The sequence below is a fragment of the Bacillus sp. LQ16 genome (assembly GCF_057784645.1).
In genome coordinates this window covers 2,228,026-2,248,977 of sequence record NZ_CM173491.1, presented here as the reverse complement: position 1 = coordinate 2,248,977, position 20,952 = coordinate 2,228,026, and the positions used below count along the sequence as shown (strand labels likewise).

Genomic DNA, 20,952 nt, shown 5'->3' with positions numbered 1-20,952 from the left:
TTTGGCATTTATTTTACTTTCGTGCAGTCATATGTACTGCTTTACTCTGCCAAATACTCGTAAGCACCAGCACCTCTTTATGAAAACATATTTTCCCTTTATAAAATTATTTTTTTCGCATAACCGCTTTCTTGCTTCGCATATAGTTTTAATGATGACAAAGGAGGAATGTTCATGTCTCAATCTGAAATTGAAAAATATGGACAAGAAGTTACGCAATACGAACAGCTCGCACGTTACTATCAGTTTCGTAATCCTAAAAAATATATAGAATTATATATGAAATATTGCGATGCACTTTCAAAACTTGTACAGGCGCATGAGAAAAGGGATTCACAAGAAGCTGCTTTACCGTCACATATAAGAATTTTTCATGCCGATCCAAATATATCAGCGGTTGATATTTTAGTAAACGGACAAAAGGTTATTAAAAGTATTTCATTTAAGCAATTCAGCCCTTATTTATCATTAGTGCAAGGTAAATACCGTATAGATATTGTCCCTGTCGGAAATGAAACTCCAATCTTTTCAGCATTGGTACCAATAATGGGAAATCATACTTATACTCTTGCTGCAATAAATAGTGATAATCACCTACAATTACAACCTATACTTGATAATACACATTTACCAGCTGGTCAAGCTAAAATACGCTTTGCACATTTCTCTCCAGATACCCCTGTTGTAAATGTAGATTTAAAAGATGGAGATCATTTATTTGAAAATGTACTCTTTAAACAAATAACAGATTTTTTACAAGTTAGCCCTGGTACAGCAGATATTGAAATTTCACTCGCAGATAATAAAAACGTTTTATTGACTATTCCGAAATTCAATGTTGAACCAAATGTTATTTATACAATTTCAATAGTAGGTTATTCAACTAAAGATCCTAAATTAGAAGCCGTTATACTTACAAATTAAAACAGTCTACACCATTCATTTGGTGTAGACTGTTTATTTTTGAAATGCAATTTGAAATTCTGTCCAATCGTTATCTGATCGACACATAATGGATCCATTATGTTTTTCCACAATTTGTTTACATACAAATAATCCAATACCAGTTCCTAACTTTTTAGTAGTTACAAATGGTTCAAAAATCGTTTCTACATTTTCAGCTGGAATCATTGGTCCATTATTTTTTATCACAATTCGAATAGCTTGATCTTCTTCAAATACATCAATGATAATTTTTCGTTCTTCTTTCATTGATTCAAGAGCATCAATTGAATTCATTAATATGTTTAAAAATACTTGTCTCACTTCACTTCGATAACCAACAAGCGGAATTGGATACGGTAAATTCTTTTCAATCAAAACATTCGCATTGACCAAACTCGGATATAAGAATTGTATAATGTCTTGAAACAAGTCATTAAGCCAAAACCGTTCCGATTCATTCCACATTTCTTTTTTCGATACGAGTAAAAATTGCGAAATGCGAAAATTTAATTGATCTAATTCATGCGAAATAATATCTAAATACGATAAACTCGGATGATCTGCCTTTAATAATTTGACAAACCCCATAATGGAAGTAAGCGGATTACGAAATTCATGTACAAAACTAGCTGACATTTGTCCTAAAATCGTCAGCCTTTCTTTATGTGTTTCGTTAATATATTGCTGTTTTTCCTCTAAATTCTTCGATATAATTTCCGAGTATTTTAAAACAGTATAATAAATTAATTTGTCAAAACAAGTATGTATTTTTGCCATAATTGGTTTCAATTCACGAGCGCTAACATCTAATTCACACATCGCTTCGAAAAGTTCATTTCTTCCCACGTTTGCGTTATAAACAAAATCTCCAATATTCGCATCTGCTCCAGCACGTTCAATAGCAATTTTCTCGCATAACGGTTGAAGATAATTTATATCTTTATCTTCCATAGTAAGTTCGATAATTAACTCTAGTAAATCCTCTCCATTTTGAACTACTTCTAGTTTAAATGGATCTTTTTCGGAAATTATCATTTTGTTTTTCCAGTTCTCTACGAATTGGTGCCTATTGTTTTTCAAGTGTGAACAAAATATTTCTTTAATATCCTTATCGATTGGAAAAACCTCCATTCCCTCCATTTCCATACGACGAATACCCTTTATATTTTGAATATTAACACAAAAAATACGATTCGTTAATAGATTTTTGTCACATTTTGTTAATTTCTGTTGATAAAATTATTTTTTCTTTCTTATTTAACTAATTGTATGCAAATTCCCTTTTTCCTTCACATATTTTCATTATTTCCGTAGTCAAAACGACTTTTTTTTGCATCATTTTTAATTCTTGCGTACAATAGAAAATGAAAGGTGTGAAAAATATGGTAAATAAAAATGTGGAAGATTATCTCCAAGAAGGCATTTACGGCCAAAAGCAAAACAAACCAGAAGAACGTAATATGTATTTAACTACATTACGTGAGCGTGTAGAAATCGCTTTAACGATCGGTCAAGTAATGCAAAGTAATGTATACTCTGAAGTGGCAGGTAGCATGCGCTCTTCTCAATCATTACAACTCCTCCTAAATGGTAGCATTGCTTACCCACATTTATCAAAATACATTAAATTAGCAAACGAAAAAAATGTTCCTTTTACAATTGTTCAAAATAAAGATACAGAAACACCAATCGGTTTAGTATTAACACATGCTACTGCTGTAGATAAAGAACAAATTTATGTAGAAGATACTATTTTCAAACAAGAAATGAAGTAAAAGTTACACTTAATTAAATAGTTACTAAAAGCGTAAAAAAACGAGTATGGAATCGTAAACATTCCCTACTCGTTTTTTAGCGCAAATTTTAAGTTTTCTATTTTATTTTTTAATACATACTAATTTCATTTCTGTCATTTCTTCTATTGCATATTTAATTCCTTCGCGCCCCGTGCCACTTTCTTTCACACCACCATAAGGCATATGATCTACTCTGAACGTTGGAATATCATTAATCATGACACCACCAACCTCTAGCTCATCAATTGCACGCATTGCTTTAAATAAATTATTTGTAAATACTCCTGCCTGTAAGCCGTAACGCGAATTATTTACTTGCTCAATCGCTTCATCAAATTCTTTAAATGTATTTACTGTCATGAGTGGACCAAATACTTCTTGGCACTGCACAGATACATGATCTGGAACATTTGTTAATACAGTCGGTTCAAAAATTCTTGCATCCCGCTTCTTACCACCGCATAAAACAGTTGCTCCTTCCTTGATTGCTTCTTGAACCCACATATCAATTCGCTCTACATCTTTTTTTGAAATTAAAGCTGATACATCCGTTTCCTCAAGCAGTGGATCACCAACAACAACTGATTCCATCGCTTTCTTTAGCTTCGAGAGAAATTCATGCATTTTCGTTTCATGTACAAAAACACGTTGTACGGAAATACAAACTTGCCCATTATTAACAAATGCTCCCCATTTTACACGTTCAATTATTTCATCTGTTAACTCTACATCTTCATCAATAATAACAGCAGCATTTGAGCCTAGTTCTAACGTAACTCGTTTTAGCCCAGCCTTTTGTTTTATTCCGATTCCAACTTTTGGACTTCCGGTAAAAGTAATAGAAGCAACGTAATCATTTTTGACGATTGCCTCACCAACCGTGGCGCCAGGGCCAGAAATGATATTTAAAGCTCCATTTGGCAATCCTGCCTCTTCAAATAACTCAACTAATGCATAAGATGATAATGGCGTTTGATCAGCTGGCTTTAATACAACTGTATTTCCAGCAGCAATTGCTGGTCCAACTTTATGCGCTACTAAATTTAACGGGAAATTAAATGGTGTAATAGCCCCTATAACCCCAATCGGCTTTCGGATTGTATATGCAATACGCCCATCCGCACCAGGTGCGGCGTCTAATGGCAATGTCTCACCATATATACGCTTCGCTTCTTCAGCTGCAAATTTGTACGTTTGAACAGTACGATCTACTTCTCCCCTTGCAGCACGTATTGGTTTTGCAGCTTCTTTTGCAATAATCTCTGCAAATTCTTCTCTTCTTTCATCCATTTTTTGTGCAACTTTCTCTAAAATAGTCGCACGATCATATGCAGATAATTTATTCATTTTTATCATTGCATTTTTTGCAGCAGTAACAGCCTCTTTTACATCTTCTTCCGTTCCTTGTGCAATTTCCGCTAATGTTTCTTCAGAATATGGTGCGTATAATGGTTTATACGTGTTTACAGATTTCCAATTTCCGTTTATATATAAATGCTTTTTCATACTTCTTCTCCTTCCAAATATATGTATACAACAATACTTCACCTAGTGAAAGGTTCAACTTATGTCATTGTATCATAGCCCTTATCCCTCAAAAAACATTATGCTCAAAAAAACTCTGCTATATAGCAGAGTTTACGAGCTAATTTGCTCTTGTAACGAAATTTGTTTTTCATCTTCTAAAATAACAATCGATTCTACTATCTTTGTAACTTCTAATCTTTTTATATAATGTCCATCTAATTCTTTCACACAAAACTTATAATTTTCAATTTCAATGGAATCCTCTTCAGCAATCTCTATATTTTTCGTTAAAATCCAACCACCGATTGTATCAACACCATCATCATCAATCCCTAAACCAAATAACGTATTCACTTCACTAACAAGTACTTTTCCCTCTAGTATTGTCTTCGTTTCACTAACCTTTTGAATTTCTGGCTGCTCATCCGTATCAAACTCATCCTGAATATCTCCAACAATTTCTTCCAAAATATCTTCAACAGTAACAAGTCCAGATGTCCCACCATATTCATCTATCAATATAGCAATATGTGTTCTTTCTTTTTGCATTTTTAAAAACAAATCATGAATTGGAATAGAATCGATAACTAAAATAATTGGTCTCATATATTGCTCTACTGTCTTCTTATTAACAGCTTTATGTTGTACAAACTCAGTAAAAATATCTTTAAAATTCACAAAACCTATTACGTGGTCTTTGTCGCCATCAACAACTGGATACCTTGTATATTTTTCGCGAGACATTTTTTGCAAAGCTTCTTCAGCGGGCATTTCTTTACTTATAATATTCATTTCAGTTCGAGGTACCATTATTTCTTTTGCAATCCGATCATCAAATTCAAAAATTTTATTTACATATTTATATTCAGATTGATTAATCTCACCATTTTTATAACTTTCTGAAACTAACAACCGTAATTCTTCTTCTGAATGAACCTCATCATGCCCCTTCGGCGGTTTCAGCCCTAGCAGCTTCGTAATGATTCGAGCTGAACCATTTAATAGCCAAATGAATGGGAATGCAATACGATAAAAGAAAATTAACGGCTTAGAAACAAGCAAACTCACTTGTTCAGATTTTTGAATTGCAAATGTTTTTGGGGCCAATTCCCCTATTACAACATGTAAAAAAGTAATTAACAAAAATACTAAAGTTACAGCAAAAATGTCTGCTAGTTGAGTAGAGATATTCCAATTTGCAAAAAGCTTATCAAACATTTGCTTTAACGCAGGTTTACCAAACCACCCAATTCCTAAAGCTGTAACAGTAATTCCTAACTGACAAGCAGATAAATATTCGTCTAAGTTTGTAATGACTGTTTTGACCGATGTTGCACGATTATTTCCTTCTGCAATTAAATAGTCAATTCGTGAACTTCTCACTTTAACAATTGCAAATTCTGCTGCAACGAAAAATGCCGTTAAGGCAATTAAAACAATCACTATACTTATACTATATATGTCCAAATACTTTTCCTTACTTACATTGTAAGCAAGGAAGCCACCTCCTACTTAATTTTATTCAAGTGAAGTAAGCATTCTAATACTCTAACAAAATTCTACATTAGCAACCACCTTTTTATATATTATATGCATACATAAAAAAGATATTTATCATTATGATAATCTAATTCATTTACACTAGTCAAATTATTCTAAATGTTACGATAAAACATTTTTATTTAAACTAACTATTCTTCTCAACTCAATTTCGTGAAAAAACACTTTCTTTGCCGATTCCACACTTCTTTTGTCGCACTAGAAGGGAACTTACTTCATAGCTCGAAATCATTCAACAGGATATATATAGGAGGGATTATTTTGGAATATAAAACACCATTTATCGCAAAAAAATTAGGTGTTAGCCCAAAGGCTGTTGTCCGGATCGCGCAACAATTAAATCTTACGATAGAAAAAAACAAATATGGCCACTTTATTTTTACACAAGATGATGTCGATCAAATGTTAGAACACCATCTATTTCAAATAGAGCAGTCTCAAAATCCTCAACCTACTCAAAAGACTTCCTCAAATGAGGTTGAAGAATTAAAAACTCAAGTCAATACAATTGTTCAAAACATATCATCGAATGATTTTGAACAATTAGCTGATCAATTAAACACTATTACGAGAAGACTCGATCGAATGGAAGAACAAATGCAAGATAAGGCAAATGATGTCGTCACGTACCAACTTTTACAACACCGTCGTGAAATGGAGGAAATGTTAGAACGAATTCAAAAGTTAGAAGCTGCCCTAACGAAAGAAGAACCCATTTATATTACTCCTGATTCAAAACCAACATACGAACGAGAAAAGAAACCGAAGCGCCGCAAAATGATTTTTAGTATATTTGGATTATAATTTTTAGACCCTTATTAAAATAATAAGGGTCTTTTTTAATGAAGAGTTATATCTTATAAAAATATTATTCTCTTTATTATACATATTCACTTCGTTTTATTTCGTTAACATAATATTTTTACTGTATTCTGCAATTAATGCCTGTGCATGAGCATTCCCTTGAATCACATCACGAAATTCTTTTAAAGAATACAAATGCGTAACCCCTTTTCGAGCATGAATTCTTACTGGTACACCTTGTAAAGTATCATGAAACTGAAATGGATTATCTATCGGTTCAATTGGAAAACCGAGTGTAAGTAAATACATATACATTCTTTTTGTTACTGCTGCAATGTACCATTCAGCTTTTGTTTCTAACGCATGTATAAATAAAATAGCTGTTAACCTTTTAAAATGTCCTCTCCCACGAGACGTTTTCGAAATACTTAACTTGCCTATTTCATACACATTCTTCAAATCTTTTACTAAATCATTTTTAGAAAACGGATAGAAAAACTCAGAATTTGATTGTTCAGGTACCGTATACTTAATACATTCTACTGTACCAATAGGATGTTCATCTTCTATTAATAAAAATCGTGATGGATTTAAATTACGTTCTACGAACATTAAGTTTCTTTCTTCACAAAAATCTCCCCATAGTTGCTCGAACCCAAAATGTTCTTCCTTTGTTTGAACACGCTGGAACATATTTAACCGCCTTTCCCATCGTCGCTCTGTTTTTTGATAACGCTTTCACTATCTATCATATAAGAACAAATCTTCGTATGCAACTAAAAATATTTATTACTTATTATATTCTGCAAAATGAATTAGATTCCAATTTAATCGACTTTTATCCCGCGCTCACATTCCTTTTAATAACACATTTGTATCATTTTTCAAATCTAACTTACAATATGTTTCTTTCCATACAGCATATAATTCTTCTTAATCTAAAAAAATCCTTTATGAAAAAGGATTTCTTTTACTTCTCAATGCTTTTTAACCACTTTTCAAAAATTTGTACCATCCCGTGTTTTCCAGCTAATTTCTCTTCCCCTTGTTTCGTCTTATATGGATATAACTGCAAGAAAACACCACATCCAGACTCAATTTTTTTACTATGCATATGGCTTCCTGGATATACACAAATGACTTCATAAATTGACCTTCGATAATAGACTCGCTTTCCATCCTGTTCTTCTACATACTTTATAGACCAATACTTATACATTTGCTCAGTTGCTTTCGTATTTCCGACGTGCTGAAAAATATTGTACATTGGACTATACTTCACTTCAATAATAATAGAAGATTTATATACGTATTTCCCATCTTCTTTTACATAACAGTCTAAGCGAATATCTGGCTTCTTCGTATCCTCACCATTGTAAAAATTACTCCCTTTACTTAATGCAATAAGAGGATGTGTTTCAATTAAGTCATTAAATGCGACATGCACCTTTAAATCATCTCGTTGTAAAACTACTGTCGTTCCATCTTGTAATCCATCTACATAAAAATGTTCTTGTATTTGTTCACGAATGGAATTTCTAGCCTCAAAACCAATTTGCTCTAAAATTGAAATAACGATAAAAAAAGCGTAATATTCATACACTAAAAACGTTGGCTTATAAACAAATAATAACGATGGAGATTGATCCGTATATTGCGGGAGTACTTCTAAATGATGTAGTAATTGTTGATGTGGTATCGGTAAATCATGTAAGTTCATATTACTTGTTTCAGTAACTTCCCTCCAAAACGAGGAGTGCATTAACATTTGAAAATATTGTACATTTTCATGCACAATGTGCGCCAATATTTTATATTCTTGTATTTTCATTGAGCTCTTTCGTAAATCGGCTTCTTTTAGTAAATGTATATTTTTATATTTTTGCTTCTCTCTATCGGTTACTGATCCATTACGCTCAATTGTTTGTATAATTGTTTTTACGGCTTGAAACTCTTCTGATTTTTTCTTTTTTTCTCTTTCTAATATTTCAATTGTTTGACGTAAAAAACTTTTAGCTTCAATTAAATAATGATAAAATTGCATCGATTTATATTTAAGAAATGCATTTTCCTTACTATTTTTTTGTTCCATAAACTTACGATTATAATGTTTTGCATAAGGTTTTCTTTCTGCCACTATGGTTCCTTTTCTTGTTGGCTTTCTCTCTTTTCCTTCCCATTTATATGCATTTATAAATTTTGAGCTTGATTCTATTTTCTTAAAGATTTGCTTTATCATCTTCATTTTTTGGGGTAACTTTCTAAGCAACACTAAATAAGAAGAATCCTCAATATCGCTAAGTGCAGAGAAAGTCTTTTTATAATAACCTCTATCCAAAATCAACTCATTTAAAATTGACTTCACATAGTCTTGAATCATTTCAAATTGATCATCAAAAAAGTTTTTCGGTACGATTTGAAAAGCACCATAATACGTTGTATCTTCTATACGAACTTCAAAATGGTATAAACCACAGCGCCATGGATAAAAGAATTCTGTTTTCCCATGTTCATATATTAATACTCTTTGTTTTTTTTCATTTATTTCATATTGAGCCTCTTTTATATTTTTCTGTCCCTCATATACTTTATTCCATATAAAAGTAATATTCATTGGGATTTCATAATTGTACTGCAATCTAATCGGTTTTAATTCTTGTACTTTATAAATGCATTGAACTAATGCTGTAGTAGATGTACAAAGACGATTTAATAAAATATAATCTCCTTTCCCCTCATTTCCAATGATTAACTTTAATACAAAAGGGAGCGTTTCATTCGTATCAACGATTTTTGTTTCGTAACGCCCTTCATTTTGCATATCCATACAGCTCCAGTTCCCTACGTTTTTCTCGTATATATGCTAAAGAGTGTTCAAATGTAGATACTCTGTTTGCAAGTGCAGATTGCAAAAGAGGTACTAAGGTCGCTCCCCTTTTTGCTTCTTCAGAAAGTAAAGAACCAACCATCATTTCGGTCCCTCTGATTTTCGTCAATACACGCTGCTTTATTTGTAAATCAAACCCTTCTTCTCTACTGATCATATAGGTATGGTTATTTTGGAACGGTATATTTTGCAAATAAGTCGCAATTGCGTTTGCACATCGGAAAGAAATTCCCTTAGACGCATCATGTGATGACAATACGACATGCAACTTATCTAATAGCTCTAATTCTTCTTCAGAAAACACTTCAATCATCGTTTTATTTCTCATCCAATTTATCCGAAATTCTCCCGCTGTTACTTTCAAAGGTGGGTGTAATACGACTTTCCCCAGTTCCATGCCCATCTCACAAAACGGAATTTTTTGTAACGTTATTAAGTTCGTTCGGTCTAATAATCGATCGGAGAGCTCTTTCGTTGTTTCATCAAAATTCACAGTACCTACAAATATAATATTTTCTCCAATTTCAATTGTTGATGGAATTGAATTCTCAATGTCCTGAACACCCTCATACAAGTTTAAAATACGATTTTTTGTTTCAAGTTGAAGAACAGATAAAAATGGAGTAAACCAATGCTCAATATGTGACATGTTCATTTCATCAAAAACGATAATATACAGTTGATTGGGATTTTCTTTCGCCTTCATTAACGTCCTAACTAACTTCGTTTCACTTTCAATAAAAGTACCATTTGGATGAAGGTAACCAAGTAAATCATGTGGTTCTTGATACGATGGTGAAATTGGAATCCAAACCAATTCTTCCCCATACTGTAATCCTAATGCTTCTGCATAAGTTTGCACAAAACGTGATTTCCCAACGCCCGGTATACCACCAAGAATCGTTAACATATTTGTTTTCACACTTATATGGAAATTATAAATATCCGTTGCATCCAAATATAGCCCTTTATTATGCACCATACTTTGTACATACTGTAAAAAGGACGATTCACGCTCATCCCATTCCCATTCATCTTTTTGCACTTTTATATCCTCTACTTCAACTAGCTTACCTTCTTCATGCATTCGTTTTTTTAATTGCTCATACACATGATCACTTACAAAATATAATTGATCTTCTACCGCTATTTCTACATACTTCGTCCAGTCACTGCAGTTTATATATTTACATTCACGTTTCTGTTCAAAATATGCGATTGAGCTAATTGATGACTTTAAGGATATGTTTCCATACAGTCTTCCATCGTGCCACAATAATTCGGGAGGCTCAAAGTCCTTCGGAAATTTAGGCATAAGAAATGATAAATAACCGTTGCTAAGTTTTCGTTCTAAAGATTCTCTTTTTTTATTATTTGTAACTTTAGGTGCCGGAATCATTTTATAGCTGCTTGCTATTTCTTTCGGTTCTTCTGTACATATTAACTCCACGTATACATTTCCTCTTTCATAATAAAGACGAAACATCACTAATTGCTTTTCTAATTTCCTCTTCTTTAATTCCAAAAAGATTTTTTCATTCTTTTTATTACTACATAATCCTTCAAATACATAGGGTTCATTTGCAAATTGTTCCTGTAAAGTGAATGGTATTGGCGATAAGCATTGTACAAAGAAATTCTCTCCACTCTTCTCTTTTTCAGCTTTTGTAAATTTCCCTAAAAATCTCATATAGTACATTCGTTTTATAAAACTTGGCTGAAGAGCTTTATGTAATTTCACCTTAGTCACCTTCTTTTTTCATACTATTCTTAGTGTATGAAAGAAACGAAAAACTAGAAATAAAAAACCTGACGTTATCCGCCAGGTTCAAAATTAAAACGTATATTAATGAGAAGGAAATGCTTTTTTCTCTTGTAAAATTGCATTATGAGCAATTTTCATTTTAGCAAGTACGTAACGTAATCGATCTTCAGCATTTTCATCTTTACTTTTTTGCAATTCCGCCAAATTTTCAACAGAACTTGCTAAATTCTCAATGACTCCTCTCAGCTCAGGATGATGATTAAAAAAAGATTCTTGCACTAATACTTTCCTTAACTCACTAGCTAAATCAATTATTCTAGACAACTGTTCTTTTTCTTCCATTCTCATCCCTCCTGAATATCTTATGTAGTAAATATTCTCTAAACAAAGAAAAAAGCCCTTTAACTGAAAAGGACTTTTTACATTTTTATATTTCCAGTTAATAACATATACAGTGATGTGATAGCCGCAATAATAATTGCCCACATCACATATTTCTCTGCACCTGCAAAGCAACGGTTCCCTTGTTCTTTTCTTGCAAACGTGTAAACAATAATTCCAATTCCATACACAATTGAAACTAGTAGTAAATTCTTTAAACCAGCTGCATAAAGAAGCCATACAGAGTAAATAGAAGCAATTAAAGCTAACGCTCCATTTTTTAATTTAGCGTCTTTTAGCTCGTTTGTAATGACTAATTTAAATTGGAATAACGCTGATAATAAATATGGTAATAAAATTGATGTTGATGCAATGAAATACATAATTTGATATGTTGATTCTGAAAACAGAACGATGATAAATATAATTTGGGCAACACCATTTGAAATCCATAATGCCATGTGCGGTGTTTGCTTTTTATTTGTTTTCGTAAAGACTTTCGGAAATACGCCATCTTTTCCGGCTACATGAGAAATTTCAGAAACAAGTAAAAACCAGCCAATTAATGTACCGACAAGTGAAGCAACTAACCCAATGTTAATCGCAACTGCACCCCATGGACCAACAACATGCTCTAATACATGTCCCATTGACGGAGTTTCTAGCACAGAAAGTTCGCTTCTTGTCATCGCTCCCATTGACAGAACAGAAATTAAAATATATATGGACATTACTAAAATAAGTCCCATTACTGTTGCCTTACCAACATCTCGGCTATTCTTCGCTCTTCCGGATAATACAACCGCTCCTTCAACTCCAATGAAAACCCAAAGTGTTACAAGCATTGTATTTTTCACTTGACCAAGTATAGCGGAAAGTGAGAAGGTTCCTTCTCCCCAAAAATCATGTGTAAATGTGTCCCAGCGAAAGGCTGTTACCATTACAACAATAAATAAAACGATTGGAACTAACTTCCCTATTGTTGCGATAACATTCATAATAGAAGCTTCACGGATTCCAAATAAAATTAGAAAATGAAGTGTCCATAATAAAAGTGATGCCCCAACGATAGATGCAACATTATTTCCTCCTTTGAAAATTGGAAAGAAATAACCTAATGTACTAAACAGTAACATAATTGTTGCGACATTACCTAAGATTCCTGCTAGCCAATATCCCCAAGCACTATTAAATCCAATATATTCACCGAAACCAGCACGTGCATAACTATAAATTCCACCTTCAAGTTCCGGTTTTTGTCTTGCTAACGTTTGATATACGAGCGCAAGTGGAATCATTCCCATCGCTGTAATACACCAGCCAATTATTATTGCACCACTGTTTGCTCCTACTGCTAAATCATGCGGTAAACTAAAAACACCGCCACCAACCATTGTTCCAACTACTAATGCGATTAACGGAAAAAACCCTAACTTCTTTTCTATTTGTACCACCCCATCTGTCATTCTAGGTGTTATGTTCGTTCAACTATTAAAGTCACCTTTTTCTCTAATAGACGTTTCTCTTATATTTTTTCAGGAAAACATTACTTATTCTAAAAGAAAATGAACAAAAATGGAATACTTTTTTGAAAAAATGTATAAGTATGCACAAAAAAACCGCTCATTTTGTAATGAACGGTCATTTCAAACATATAAATTTGTATATTTCTTGTAAATTTAACGAAGTAAATTCTCTTTTTCTAAAAATTGTTTTGCGACTTCTTCACTACTTTTACCATTTACGTTAACTTCATAATTCATTTTTCGCATTTCTTCATCTGTAATCTTTCCAGATAATTTATTTAATACCTTTTCAAGTTCAGGATATTTCTGTAACGTTTCTTTTCTTAATAATGGCGCTCCTTGATAAGGTGGGAATAACCCTTTATCATCTTTTAGCACTTTCAGTCCATATTGCTCCAATTCACTATCTGTTGAATATGCATCAATTACGTTAACATCTCCAGATTGAATTGCGCTATAACGCAGCTTCGGCTCCATCGTTTTAACATTCGAGAACTTATAGTTATATAATTTTTGCATTCCTTTATAACCATCTTCACGATCAGCAAATTCCAATGTAAACCCTACTTTGGCTTCCTGCGCAACATTCCCTAAATCAGAAATTGTATTTATATTCTTTTGATCTGTTATTTTTTTCGGCATGGCTAGTGCATATGTATTGTTATACTCCATTGGCTTCAACATAACCATATTATATTTCTTTTCCATCCCAATGCGAGCCTGATCATATACTTCATCACGATTTGTGCTCTTTGGTTCTTCTTTCACGAAAGTAGATAAAGCTGTTCCTGAAAATTCTGGGTATATATCTACTTCCCCGGATTTCAACGCTTCAAATACAAATGCTGTTTTTCCAAGACCTGGTTTTAATTGTACGTGTAAATCGGTATCTTGTTCAATAAGTTGCTTATACATTTGAATTAAAATTTCAGGTTCTGATCCAAGTTTGCCCGCAATAACAATATCTTTCTTTTCTGTACTCCAAAGAAATGGAGAAGCAATCATTACTACAACTATACATATCGTCAATATAACACGATTAGAAGAGCGTTTCGGTCGTTCAAGTATGCGAAGTACTATATCAAAGAATAAAGCGAGTAACGCGGCTGGTACGGCCCCTAAAATGATAAGTGCATGATCATTTCGATCTATGCCTAATAATATAAGCTTACCGAGCCCACCAGCACCAATGAGAGCTGCTAATGTAGCCGTTCCAACAATTAATACCATCGCTGTACGAATACCGGCCATAATGATAGGCAATGCAAGAGGAAGCTCTACCTTCCACAGCCTTCTCCAACTATTCATCCCCATAGCTCTCGCGGCTTCTATTAGTGATTCATCTAATTCCCTTATTCCTGTATATGTATTTCGTAAAATAGGTAATAGTGCATACACAACTAATGCAATAATCGCTGGAAGTTTTCCGATTCCTACTAACGGAATTAATAGTCCGAGTAATGCAAGTGATGGCACTGTCTGCATTACTGCAGAAGTTCCTATTATAAATTCAGCCATTCGTTCTTTTCTTGTTAATAAAATGCCAAGTGGCACCGCTATAATTACTGCAAAAAATAATGAAATAAGCGATATTTGTAAATGCTCACTTAATGCAGTTAGTAATTCTATTTTTCGTTCTTGGAACGTTTGTATAAAATTAGTCACTGTTTAGCCTCTTTCCTTCATTTGTTCAACAATGTAATTGACGATATGACGACTTGTTAACGCTCCAATATATTGACCGTTTTCTTCAACTGGAACGATCTCCTCATCACGCACACGAACTAACGCTTCTTGTAAAGAAGAATGTAATGATAGTGCCTGCCCTTCTAATTGCACACTTTGATCAAGCGGCAATACATCTGCTACACTTTTCTCCTCATACCAAGTTCGTCCACGATTTCCAATGAACTCCTCTACAAATTCATTTTTCGGATTATGTATAATTCCTTCTGGTGTATCTAGTTGAACAACTTTTCCTTCTTTCATAATACAAATGCGATCTCCAAGTGATAATGCTTCTTGCATATCATGTGTTACGAACACGATTGTTTTTTGAATCTTTTTTTGCAACTGTACAATATCCTTCTGAAGCTGTTCCCTACTTAATGGATCTAACGCACTAAATGGTTCATCCATAAGAACGATTTTCGGGTTTGCGGCTAATGCTCGCACGACACCGACACGTTGTTTTTGTCCTCCTGACAATTCATCAGGCATACGATCTCGATATATATCCGGATCTAATCCAACCATATGTAACAAGTCATCGACGCGTGCTTTTATTTCCTTTTTGCTCCATTGCCTCATTTCTGGAACAACTGCAATATTTTCAGCGATTGTCATATGAGGAAACAAAGCGATTTGCTGCAACACGTATCCTATATCCCAACGTAATTCGTTTATATTATATTGTTGAATATCTTTTCCATCGATTAAAATCGATCCTTCAGTCGTTTCGATTAAACGATTAATCATCTTCATTGTCGTTGTTTTCCCGCAACCACTCGGACCAATGAGAACGAAAAATTCTCCCTTTTTAATTTCTAAATGCAATGAATCCACTGCTTTCGTGCCATCTTCATACGATTTTGACACATGATTAAATTGAATCACAAACACAACTCCTTTACTGTTGTTTCCTTTATTTTGATGGAAGATGGCATTCATTTCAAATGATACGCTTTTAAATTAAAAAAGAGCTCGCATTTGAGCTCTAACGGTCGAACAATATTGTTTTCATAATAGCAGCATATTCGCGAACATACATTTTTCTCTTAGAACGAATTGGTGTTTCAGCAGCTAGCGCCTCCATCTTCATACCTAAACGCTTTGCAATTATTTTCGTTCGATATAAATGATATGTATTACTTACAACTACCGCATGTTTCACATTATATAAATCCATACTAAATTTTAAGTTTTCATACGTATTTGTAGATTGATCTTCTATTAAAATACGACTCTCATCTATACCGTGTACCATTAAATAATTTCTCATGCTATGAGCTTCCGGTATATCTTCATCTTCTCCTTGACCACCTGAAACAATTACTTTCGCTTCAGGATGGGAAAATAAATACTCCAACGCTACATCCAAACGATTTTGAAGAGATAAAGACGGTCTATCCCCAAATAACTTTGCACCCAGTATAAGAACGTACGGAGAGTGATAGCTCAACTTTTCACGAGCAACTTTGTTCATTCGAAACGTCATATAAATGATGTATAGTGGCGGTAATAATAAAATCATAAGAAAGATCCATTTGTTCATAAATAAGTATTCACTCCCTTTCTTGTTATTATATAGAAAAAGAAAGGGAGGCAGAAGTGTTTTTTCAAACGATTGATTTATTAGAAACATGCGCCGCTACTTTACGTTGTGATAGTACATAATAAATAGCGATTCCTAATGAGAAGATCAATATGCAGCTTAATACGTAAAACGGCAGCATGACTCCGACTTTAGATACACCCGCTGTAAACAACATTAATAATAAAATTCGTATTCCAGTACCAATTAGGCGAAATAAGCTGTCTACACGTCCCATTACTTCATTTGGAATTTCCTCCATCATCAATACATTTCTCGCCACTCTTGTACCCGCATTTCCAACTGCATGAAAAATTGCAAGTCCATATAAGAAAATTACGGAAGGTTCAATACTCATTGCGGTAATTGAAATTACATAAATGAACATCGTCATAACGATTGAAACTTCTGTTTTGACATATTTCATTATGAGTGGAATACAGATTCCTGCAACAACCGCTCCGACACCGTACATCGTGCCCTCTATTGCGTATACAGAGGCATTTGCTTTGAGTATATCCGAAATATACACGGGTATTAAATAATTTGCCATCATGACACCTATAAACGGCATATAAGTAGCCAGTAAGAACCAAAAGAGCTTAGGACGTTTTTTCATAAAGTGAATTCCTTCAAACAATTGCTTCTTAAATGTTATTTTTCTTTTCACTTCTTTTTTCTTTACGTACGGTATACATAAGAAAAGAAAAAATGCTCCAGCAAAAGTTAACATGTCTACTAACAAAATCCACTTCAAAGATACAATTTCAATTAAGAAGCTCGCGACCGCTCCAGAAATAACTTGTGTTAACTGTCCTTGTATTTCCATCGTTCCACTTAAACTTTTATAATGTTCCGCTTGAAATATCTCTTGGTTGAACGCAAATATTGTAGGATAAAATAATAAATAGTAGAATGATCCGGCTATATAAATAAGAATATAGTGAATAGAATGATAAGGTTGCCCCGCAAATCCCCATATAACCATTATTCCAATTACGGCAATTCCGATTCCTTCGTTACATAGCAATAAAGATTTTCTTGAAAAACGATCAATACTTTGCCCAATGAATGGTGTTAATAAAAACATAATGAGGGTTGCAATGATAGAAACATAACCAAACGTTGTCTCTCCTCCACTCTCTTTAATTAACAGCCACGGAATCGTTATCATAACAATTCCGGAACCAATAGCAGATAGACTATTGGCCCCTAGAATGTAATACAAGCGAGAATCATGATAAAGTGAGGACATATCACTCCACTCCTAGTTGCTTTTTCACCTCTTTATATACGCTCATATATGCTTTTAATTCTTTAACTACATCATGAATTAATGGTTTGGCATCTTCCCCAAGTTCACCATCTTGCACATGTAATCCATCAAGCACAACTTGTTTTGGAATGGCATTTGCATAAACACCTCTAGCGACCGTTCGCATGCTGTTTAATGCATTTATTCCACCTTTACCTCCACCAGCAACCGCTAACAACGCAACTGGTTTATGAATAAATTCACTACTACTTAAGTAATCTAAAGAGTTTTTCAGCGCACCGCTCATCGCATTATGATATTCTGGTGTACATAATACAACCCCATCCGCAGCTTTCACTAACGTTTTCAATTTTTTTACTGCCTCTAAATCACGTTGTGACTCTTCTCCATTGTATAAAGGTAACTCCTCAATTGCTAAATCATATAATTCCCCTTCAAATTGATCCGCAATATATTTTGCCACCACGCGAGTCCTACCAAATTTTCTTGGTGTACCGTTAATAACGACTAGTTTCATGATTATTTCTCCCCTTTGTTTTCAAGTTCTACTTATATATTATCAGAAATTTCTATACAAAACACAATATAAAGAGTTAACTTGTTTCATAAAATAGTATGATAAACAAAAAAGAACTCATACTTTCGTATGAGTTTCGCACAATTACTTCGTTTCATCTCTCAGACTCAATGTACCTAAACTTTCATTTGCTTCAAAATGATTATATGCTTTTCCCGCTAATTTTTTCCGTTCTTCTGGTAATTCTATATATTTCATTACGTTTTCAATTATTTTTTCGTACGGAGTAAATACAATTCCCGGCCACTCTACCTCATCTTCTGGATTACTATTTTCAGAAATAATAAATTTCTTATTTGCGACTGCATAAGACACGCGAGGTGTTTCAAGAATTCCTGATAAGTAAAAATGAATATTTAATATAATTTTAGCTCTAGCAATCAATTCATTTCTAACAATTCCCCACGCATTATTTTTAAAAACTATATTTAAATTTGGGGCAATCGCTTTTAGATGATCAAAAATAGCTTGCCGCCTCGGATTAAGAGCACCTATAAACAGAATATCAATATCTTCAGTAATGTCATCTTCAAATGCATCTTTTTTTATTTCCAAAGTTGGAGCATAGTTCATTTTTACATGTTTTATTTCTTTTCCTACCCCTTTTTGTTTTAGCCATTCTATATTTTGTTTACTATAATCCCAAATCACTCTATCTTTTAATAATATTAAATAAAGGGGGTGTGCATATGGACTTCCTTCGTATAACTGTTCTAAATTATAAATAATTGCATCTTTCGGAAGAAGATTCGGGTTATATGCGTATGTATGTGCTCCAAAAACAACTGTATTCTTTACATTTTCTAGTATTGTTTCTGATATAATTACTGTATTTCCCTCCTGCTCCAACCGCCACTTTAAAGCTCGCGCAACATCTATGAAACTACCGTATGTCTTTGGGCATATAAAAAGACAATAATCATATTCTTTATTCAAATAAGCTTCCATTAATTTTAAATTATTTTTATATAAATCTACATCCGGATGTTTAAACACTAACTCATTTGCATGTTTTCTTGCTACTTTATATAATCCAGCATAATAAGCAGCGATGCATCTTCTTAATTCGATTCTTTCACGATGTTCATCTAATACATCCATGTTTAAAAGAAGATTTGCGATACAATACGCTTTTAAATGATCACGGTCATAATAATAGTCTAGTAGTGGCATCAATTCTTCATACGTATTTCCATGCACCGATTCTCCTAGTTCAATCGCCCATCGCATTAATTCCATGATTACTCCACTACTCCTTTAACCGAAAATGTATTTAATAAAATTTCGCATTATTCTCTACTACATTTGCTATATGAAATGGAATCTCTTCTTTAATCGATTCCAAATACTTTTGCGACACGGCCCCTAAATGTTTTTTATGAGGTATATAGAAAGCACTAATAGAAATTTCATAGTCAAATAAGTAATCATACACATGATAATCTACAAATAAAAGATCATCCTTTGGAAAAGGAATTTCCTTCCCTTGCAGAGCATACATCAAAGCAATATTGTTTTGAGATCGTAATCGATACAACCTTGCAAGTTGGTATAATGGTTCAGCCCGGGTTGGTCTATATTCCCACGCTTTTTGAAAATAAAAAACAGCTAATGCTAAATATTGCTCTTCTTGCCCTTTAACAGTTTCTTTTTCATCAGCATCTGTCACTTCATTTTGTTTATTTGCTGAACGATTTGCTAACTGCTCATAACAAAATCCTATTCGCAATAACGAATAAAATACCTCTTCAACCCACCCCCCTGCTTCCACTCGTTTTTTATACCATTTAATCGAATCTTCAAATTGACTTAAATGAAAATAAGTTTGGGCTAAATAAAATAAATATCTTATATGCAAATCTGGCGTTGTTTCTGGGTCATTTATTCCTTGTAACAACAACCTCTCATCTCTTTCAAATTTATCAGCTTTACTCCCGCCATCTCCGGGATCATTCACGACAAGAGTCTCTAACCGATCTACCCTCGTATTGTAATTCGCTCCAACTTTTGAACGATCTATATCCCAATACTCATGAGTAACACCGACAGATTTCCATGGTAAAGAAGCTTTCAAAAGACGTGTAAGCCAATATTTAATATGAACATCATATTGCGATGTAAGATAATGATCTTCCGTTAAGCTCGTTTTATCGAAATTCGGATCAACCTCTAAAATCATATCCGCATCTAATATTAATAAATAATCTGCTTCTGGATATGTTTTTTGCGCTAATGAAACAGCTAAACTTCTGTTATAACCAAAGTTTTTAAACGGCTCATGATGAACCGTCCCAGGTATCTCATTTTCCTTACACCAATTTTCAATAATTTCAGGCGTATTATCCGTCGATCCAGTATCACAAATAGAAACATAATCTACAATTGATTTTGTTGCATTTAAACATCTTTCCATAATTCTAGACTCATTTTTGACAATCATACAAAGACATAACTTTTTTTCTTCCTTTACAGACTTCACTTGCTCATTTCCCATTTAACCACCTCATATTTTATTAACACGCTCTTCTCATATGTAACAACATTTTTTAGCTATACTGATGACATAAGCACCCTTTTACTATTTATGAAAACTTC

The 20,952-nt window shown here is 33.4% G+C and carries 18 protein-coding genes; 3 read left to right on the top strand and 15 right to left on the bottom strand.

Features of this window, described 5'->3' with window-relative positions:
- The first annotated feature begins 174 nt into the window (after positions 1-174).
- Positions 175-924, top strand: a complete 750-nt coding sequence (locus AC3EMB_RS11310; protein WP_000083276.1) for a DUF4397 domain-containing protein — start codon at positions 175-177, stop codon at positions 922-924.
- A 33-nt stretch (positions 925-957) separates the two neighbouring features.
- Here the strand turns inward: AC3EMB_RS11310 and AC3EMB_RS11305 are convergent, their stop codons facing one another.
- Positions 958-2,091 carry a BA2291 family sporulation histidine kinase gene (locus AC3EMB_RS11305; protein WP_000425086.1) on the bottom strand — a complete coding sequence of 378 codons (1,134 nt, stop codon included), beginning with the start codon at positions 2,089-2,091 and terminating at the stop codon, positions 958-960.
- A gap of 236 nt (positions 2,092-2,327) precedes the next feature.
- Here AC3EMB_RS11305 and AC3EMB_RS11300 point away from each other — a divergent pair, with 236 nt between their 5' ends.
- Positions 2,328-2,720 carry a YueI family protein gene (locus tag AC3EMB_RS11300; protein WP_000247562.1) on the top strand — a complete coding sequence of 131 codons (393 nt, stop codon included), beginning with the start codon at positions 2,328-2,330 and terminating at the stop codon, positions 2,718-2,720.
- Between the two features lie 102 nt (positions 2,721-2,822).
- Here AC3EMB_RS11300 and AC3EMB_RS11295 read toward each other — a convergent pair whose 3' ends face one another.
- A complete protein-coding gene (locus tag AC3EMB_RS11295) occupies positions 2,823-4,247 on the bottom strand; it encodes an aldehyde dehydrogenase family protein (protein WP_000716480.1) in 1,425 nt (474 codons plus the stop codon).
- Between the two features lie 132 nt (positions 4,248-4,379).
- Complete coding sequence (locus tag AC3EMB_RS11290) at positions 4,380-5,735, bottom strand: hemolysin family protein (protein ID WP_095690973.1); 1,356 nt, start codon at positions 5,733-5,735, stop codon at positions 4,380-4,382.
- A gap of 354 nt (positions 5,736-6,089) precedes the next feature.
- Between AC3EMB_RS11290 and racA the strand changes: the two genes are divergently transcribed.
- A complete protein-coding gene (racA, locus tag AC3EMB_RS11285; RefSeq protein WP_000456013.1) occupies positions 6,090-6,632 on the top strand; it encodes a chromosome-anchoring protein RacA in 543 nt (180 codons plus the stop codon).
- A 96-nt stretch (positions 6,633-6,728) separates the two neighbouring features.
- On the opposite strand, the gene AC3EMB_RS11280 is transcribed toward racA, so the two are convergent.
- From AC3EMB_RS11280 to AC3EMB_RS11225, 12 genes are all read right to left on the bottom strand, one after another.
- Complete coding sequence (locus tag AC3EMB_RS11280; RefSeq protein ID WP_000487795.1) at positions 6,729-7,325, bottom strand: hypothetical protein; 597 nt, start codon at positions 7,323-7,325, stop codon at positions 6,729-6,731.
- A 277-nt stretch (positions 7,326-7,602) separates the two neighbouring features.
- The gene (locus AC3EMB_RS11275; protein WP_001178725.1) at positions 7,603-9,453 is read right to left on the bottom strand and encodes a hypothetical protein; all 1,851 of its coding nucleotides are present in this window, start codon (positions 9,451-9,453) and stop codon (positions 7,603-7,605) included.
- Positions 9,443-11,260, bottom strand: coding sequence for an AAA family ATPase (locus tag AC3EMB_RS11270; RefSeq protein ID WP_488517689.1), 1,818 nt, complete (start codon positions 11,258-11,260; stop codon positions 9,443-9,445). The genes AC3EMB_RS11275 and AC3EMB_RS11270 overlap by 11 nt, the downstream gene beginning before the upstream one ends.
- A 105-nt stretch (positions 11,261-11,365) precedes the next feature.
- Positions 11,366-11,626: a hypothetical protein gene (locus AC3EMB_RS11265; RefSeq protein ID WP_000391447.1), complete on the bottom strand. Its 261-nt coding sequence runs from the start codon at positions 11,624-11,626 to the stop codon at positions 11,366-11,368.
- A gap of 77 nt (positions 11,627-11,703) precedes the next feature.
- Positions 11,704-13,131, bottom strand: coding sequence for a basic amino acid/polyamine antiporter (locus tag AC3EMB_RS11260; protein ID WP_000129441.1), 1,428 nt, complete (start codon positions 13,129-13,131; stop codon positions 11,704-11,706).
- Between the two features lie 213 nt (positions 13,132-13,344).
- Positions 13,345-14,856: an ABC transporter permease/substrate-binding protein gene (locus AC3EMB_RS11255; RefSeq protein WP_488517688.1), complete on the bottom strand. Its 1,512-nt coding sequence runs from the start codon at positions 14,854-14,856 to the stop codon at positions 13,345-13,347.
- A gap of 3 nt (positions 14,857-14,859) precedes the next feature.
- Entirely contained in the window at positions 14,860-15,807 is a 948-nt protein-coding gene (locus tag AC3EMB_RS11250) for an ABC transporter ATP-binding protein (protein WP_000614076.1), read from the bottom strand.
- A 100-nt stretch (positions 15,808-15,907) separates the two neighbouring features.
- On the bottom strand, positions 15,908-16,465 hold the full coding sequence (locus AC3EMB_RS11245; protein WP_001045718.1) for a YdcF family protein: 558 nt from the start codon (positions 16,463-16,465) through the stop codon (positions 15,908-15,910).
- A 64-nt stretch (positions 16,466-16,529) separates the two neighbouring features.
- Positions 16,530-17,759, bottom strand: a complete 1,230-nt coding sequence (locus AC3EMB_RS11240; protein ID WP_098127836.1) for an MFS transporter — start codon at positions 17,757-17,759, stop codon at positions 16,530-16,532.
- A 1-nt stretch (position 17,760) separates the two neighbouring features.
- A complete protein-coding gene (locus AC3EMB_RS11235; RefSeq protein ID WP_000780355.1) occupies positions 17,761-18,297 on the bottom strand; it encodes an NADPH-dependent FMN reductase in 537 nt (178 codons plus the stop codon).
- 144 nt (positions 18,298-18,441) lie between these two features.
- Positions 18,442-19,596, bottom strand: coding sequence for a CgeB family protein (locus tag AC3EMB_RS11230; protein WP_098976038.1), 1,155 nt, complete (start codon positions 19,594-19,596; stop codon positions 18,442-18,444).
- Positions 19,597-19,630: 34 nt separating this feature from the next.
- Positions 19,631-20,851, bottom strand: coding sequence for a glycosyltransferase (locus AC3EMB_RS11225; RefSeq protein WP_488517687.1), 1,221 nt, complete (start codon positions 20,849-20,851; stop codon positions 19,631-19,633).
- Positions 20,852-20,952 lie beyond the last annotated feature (101 nt).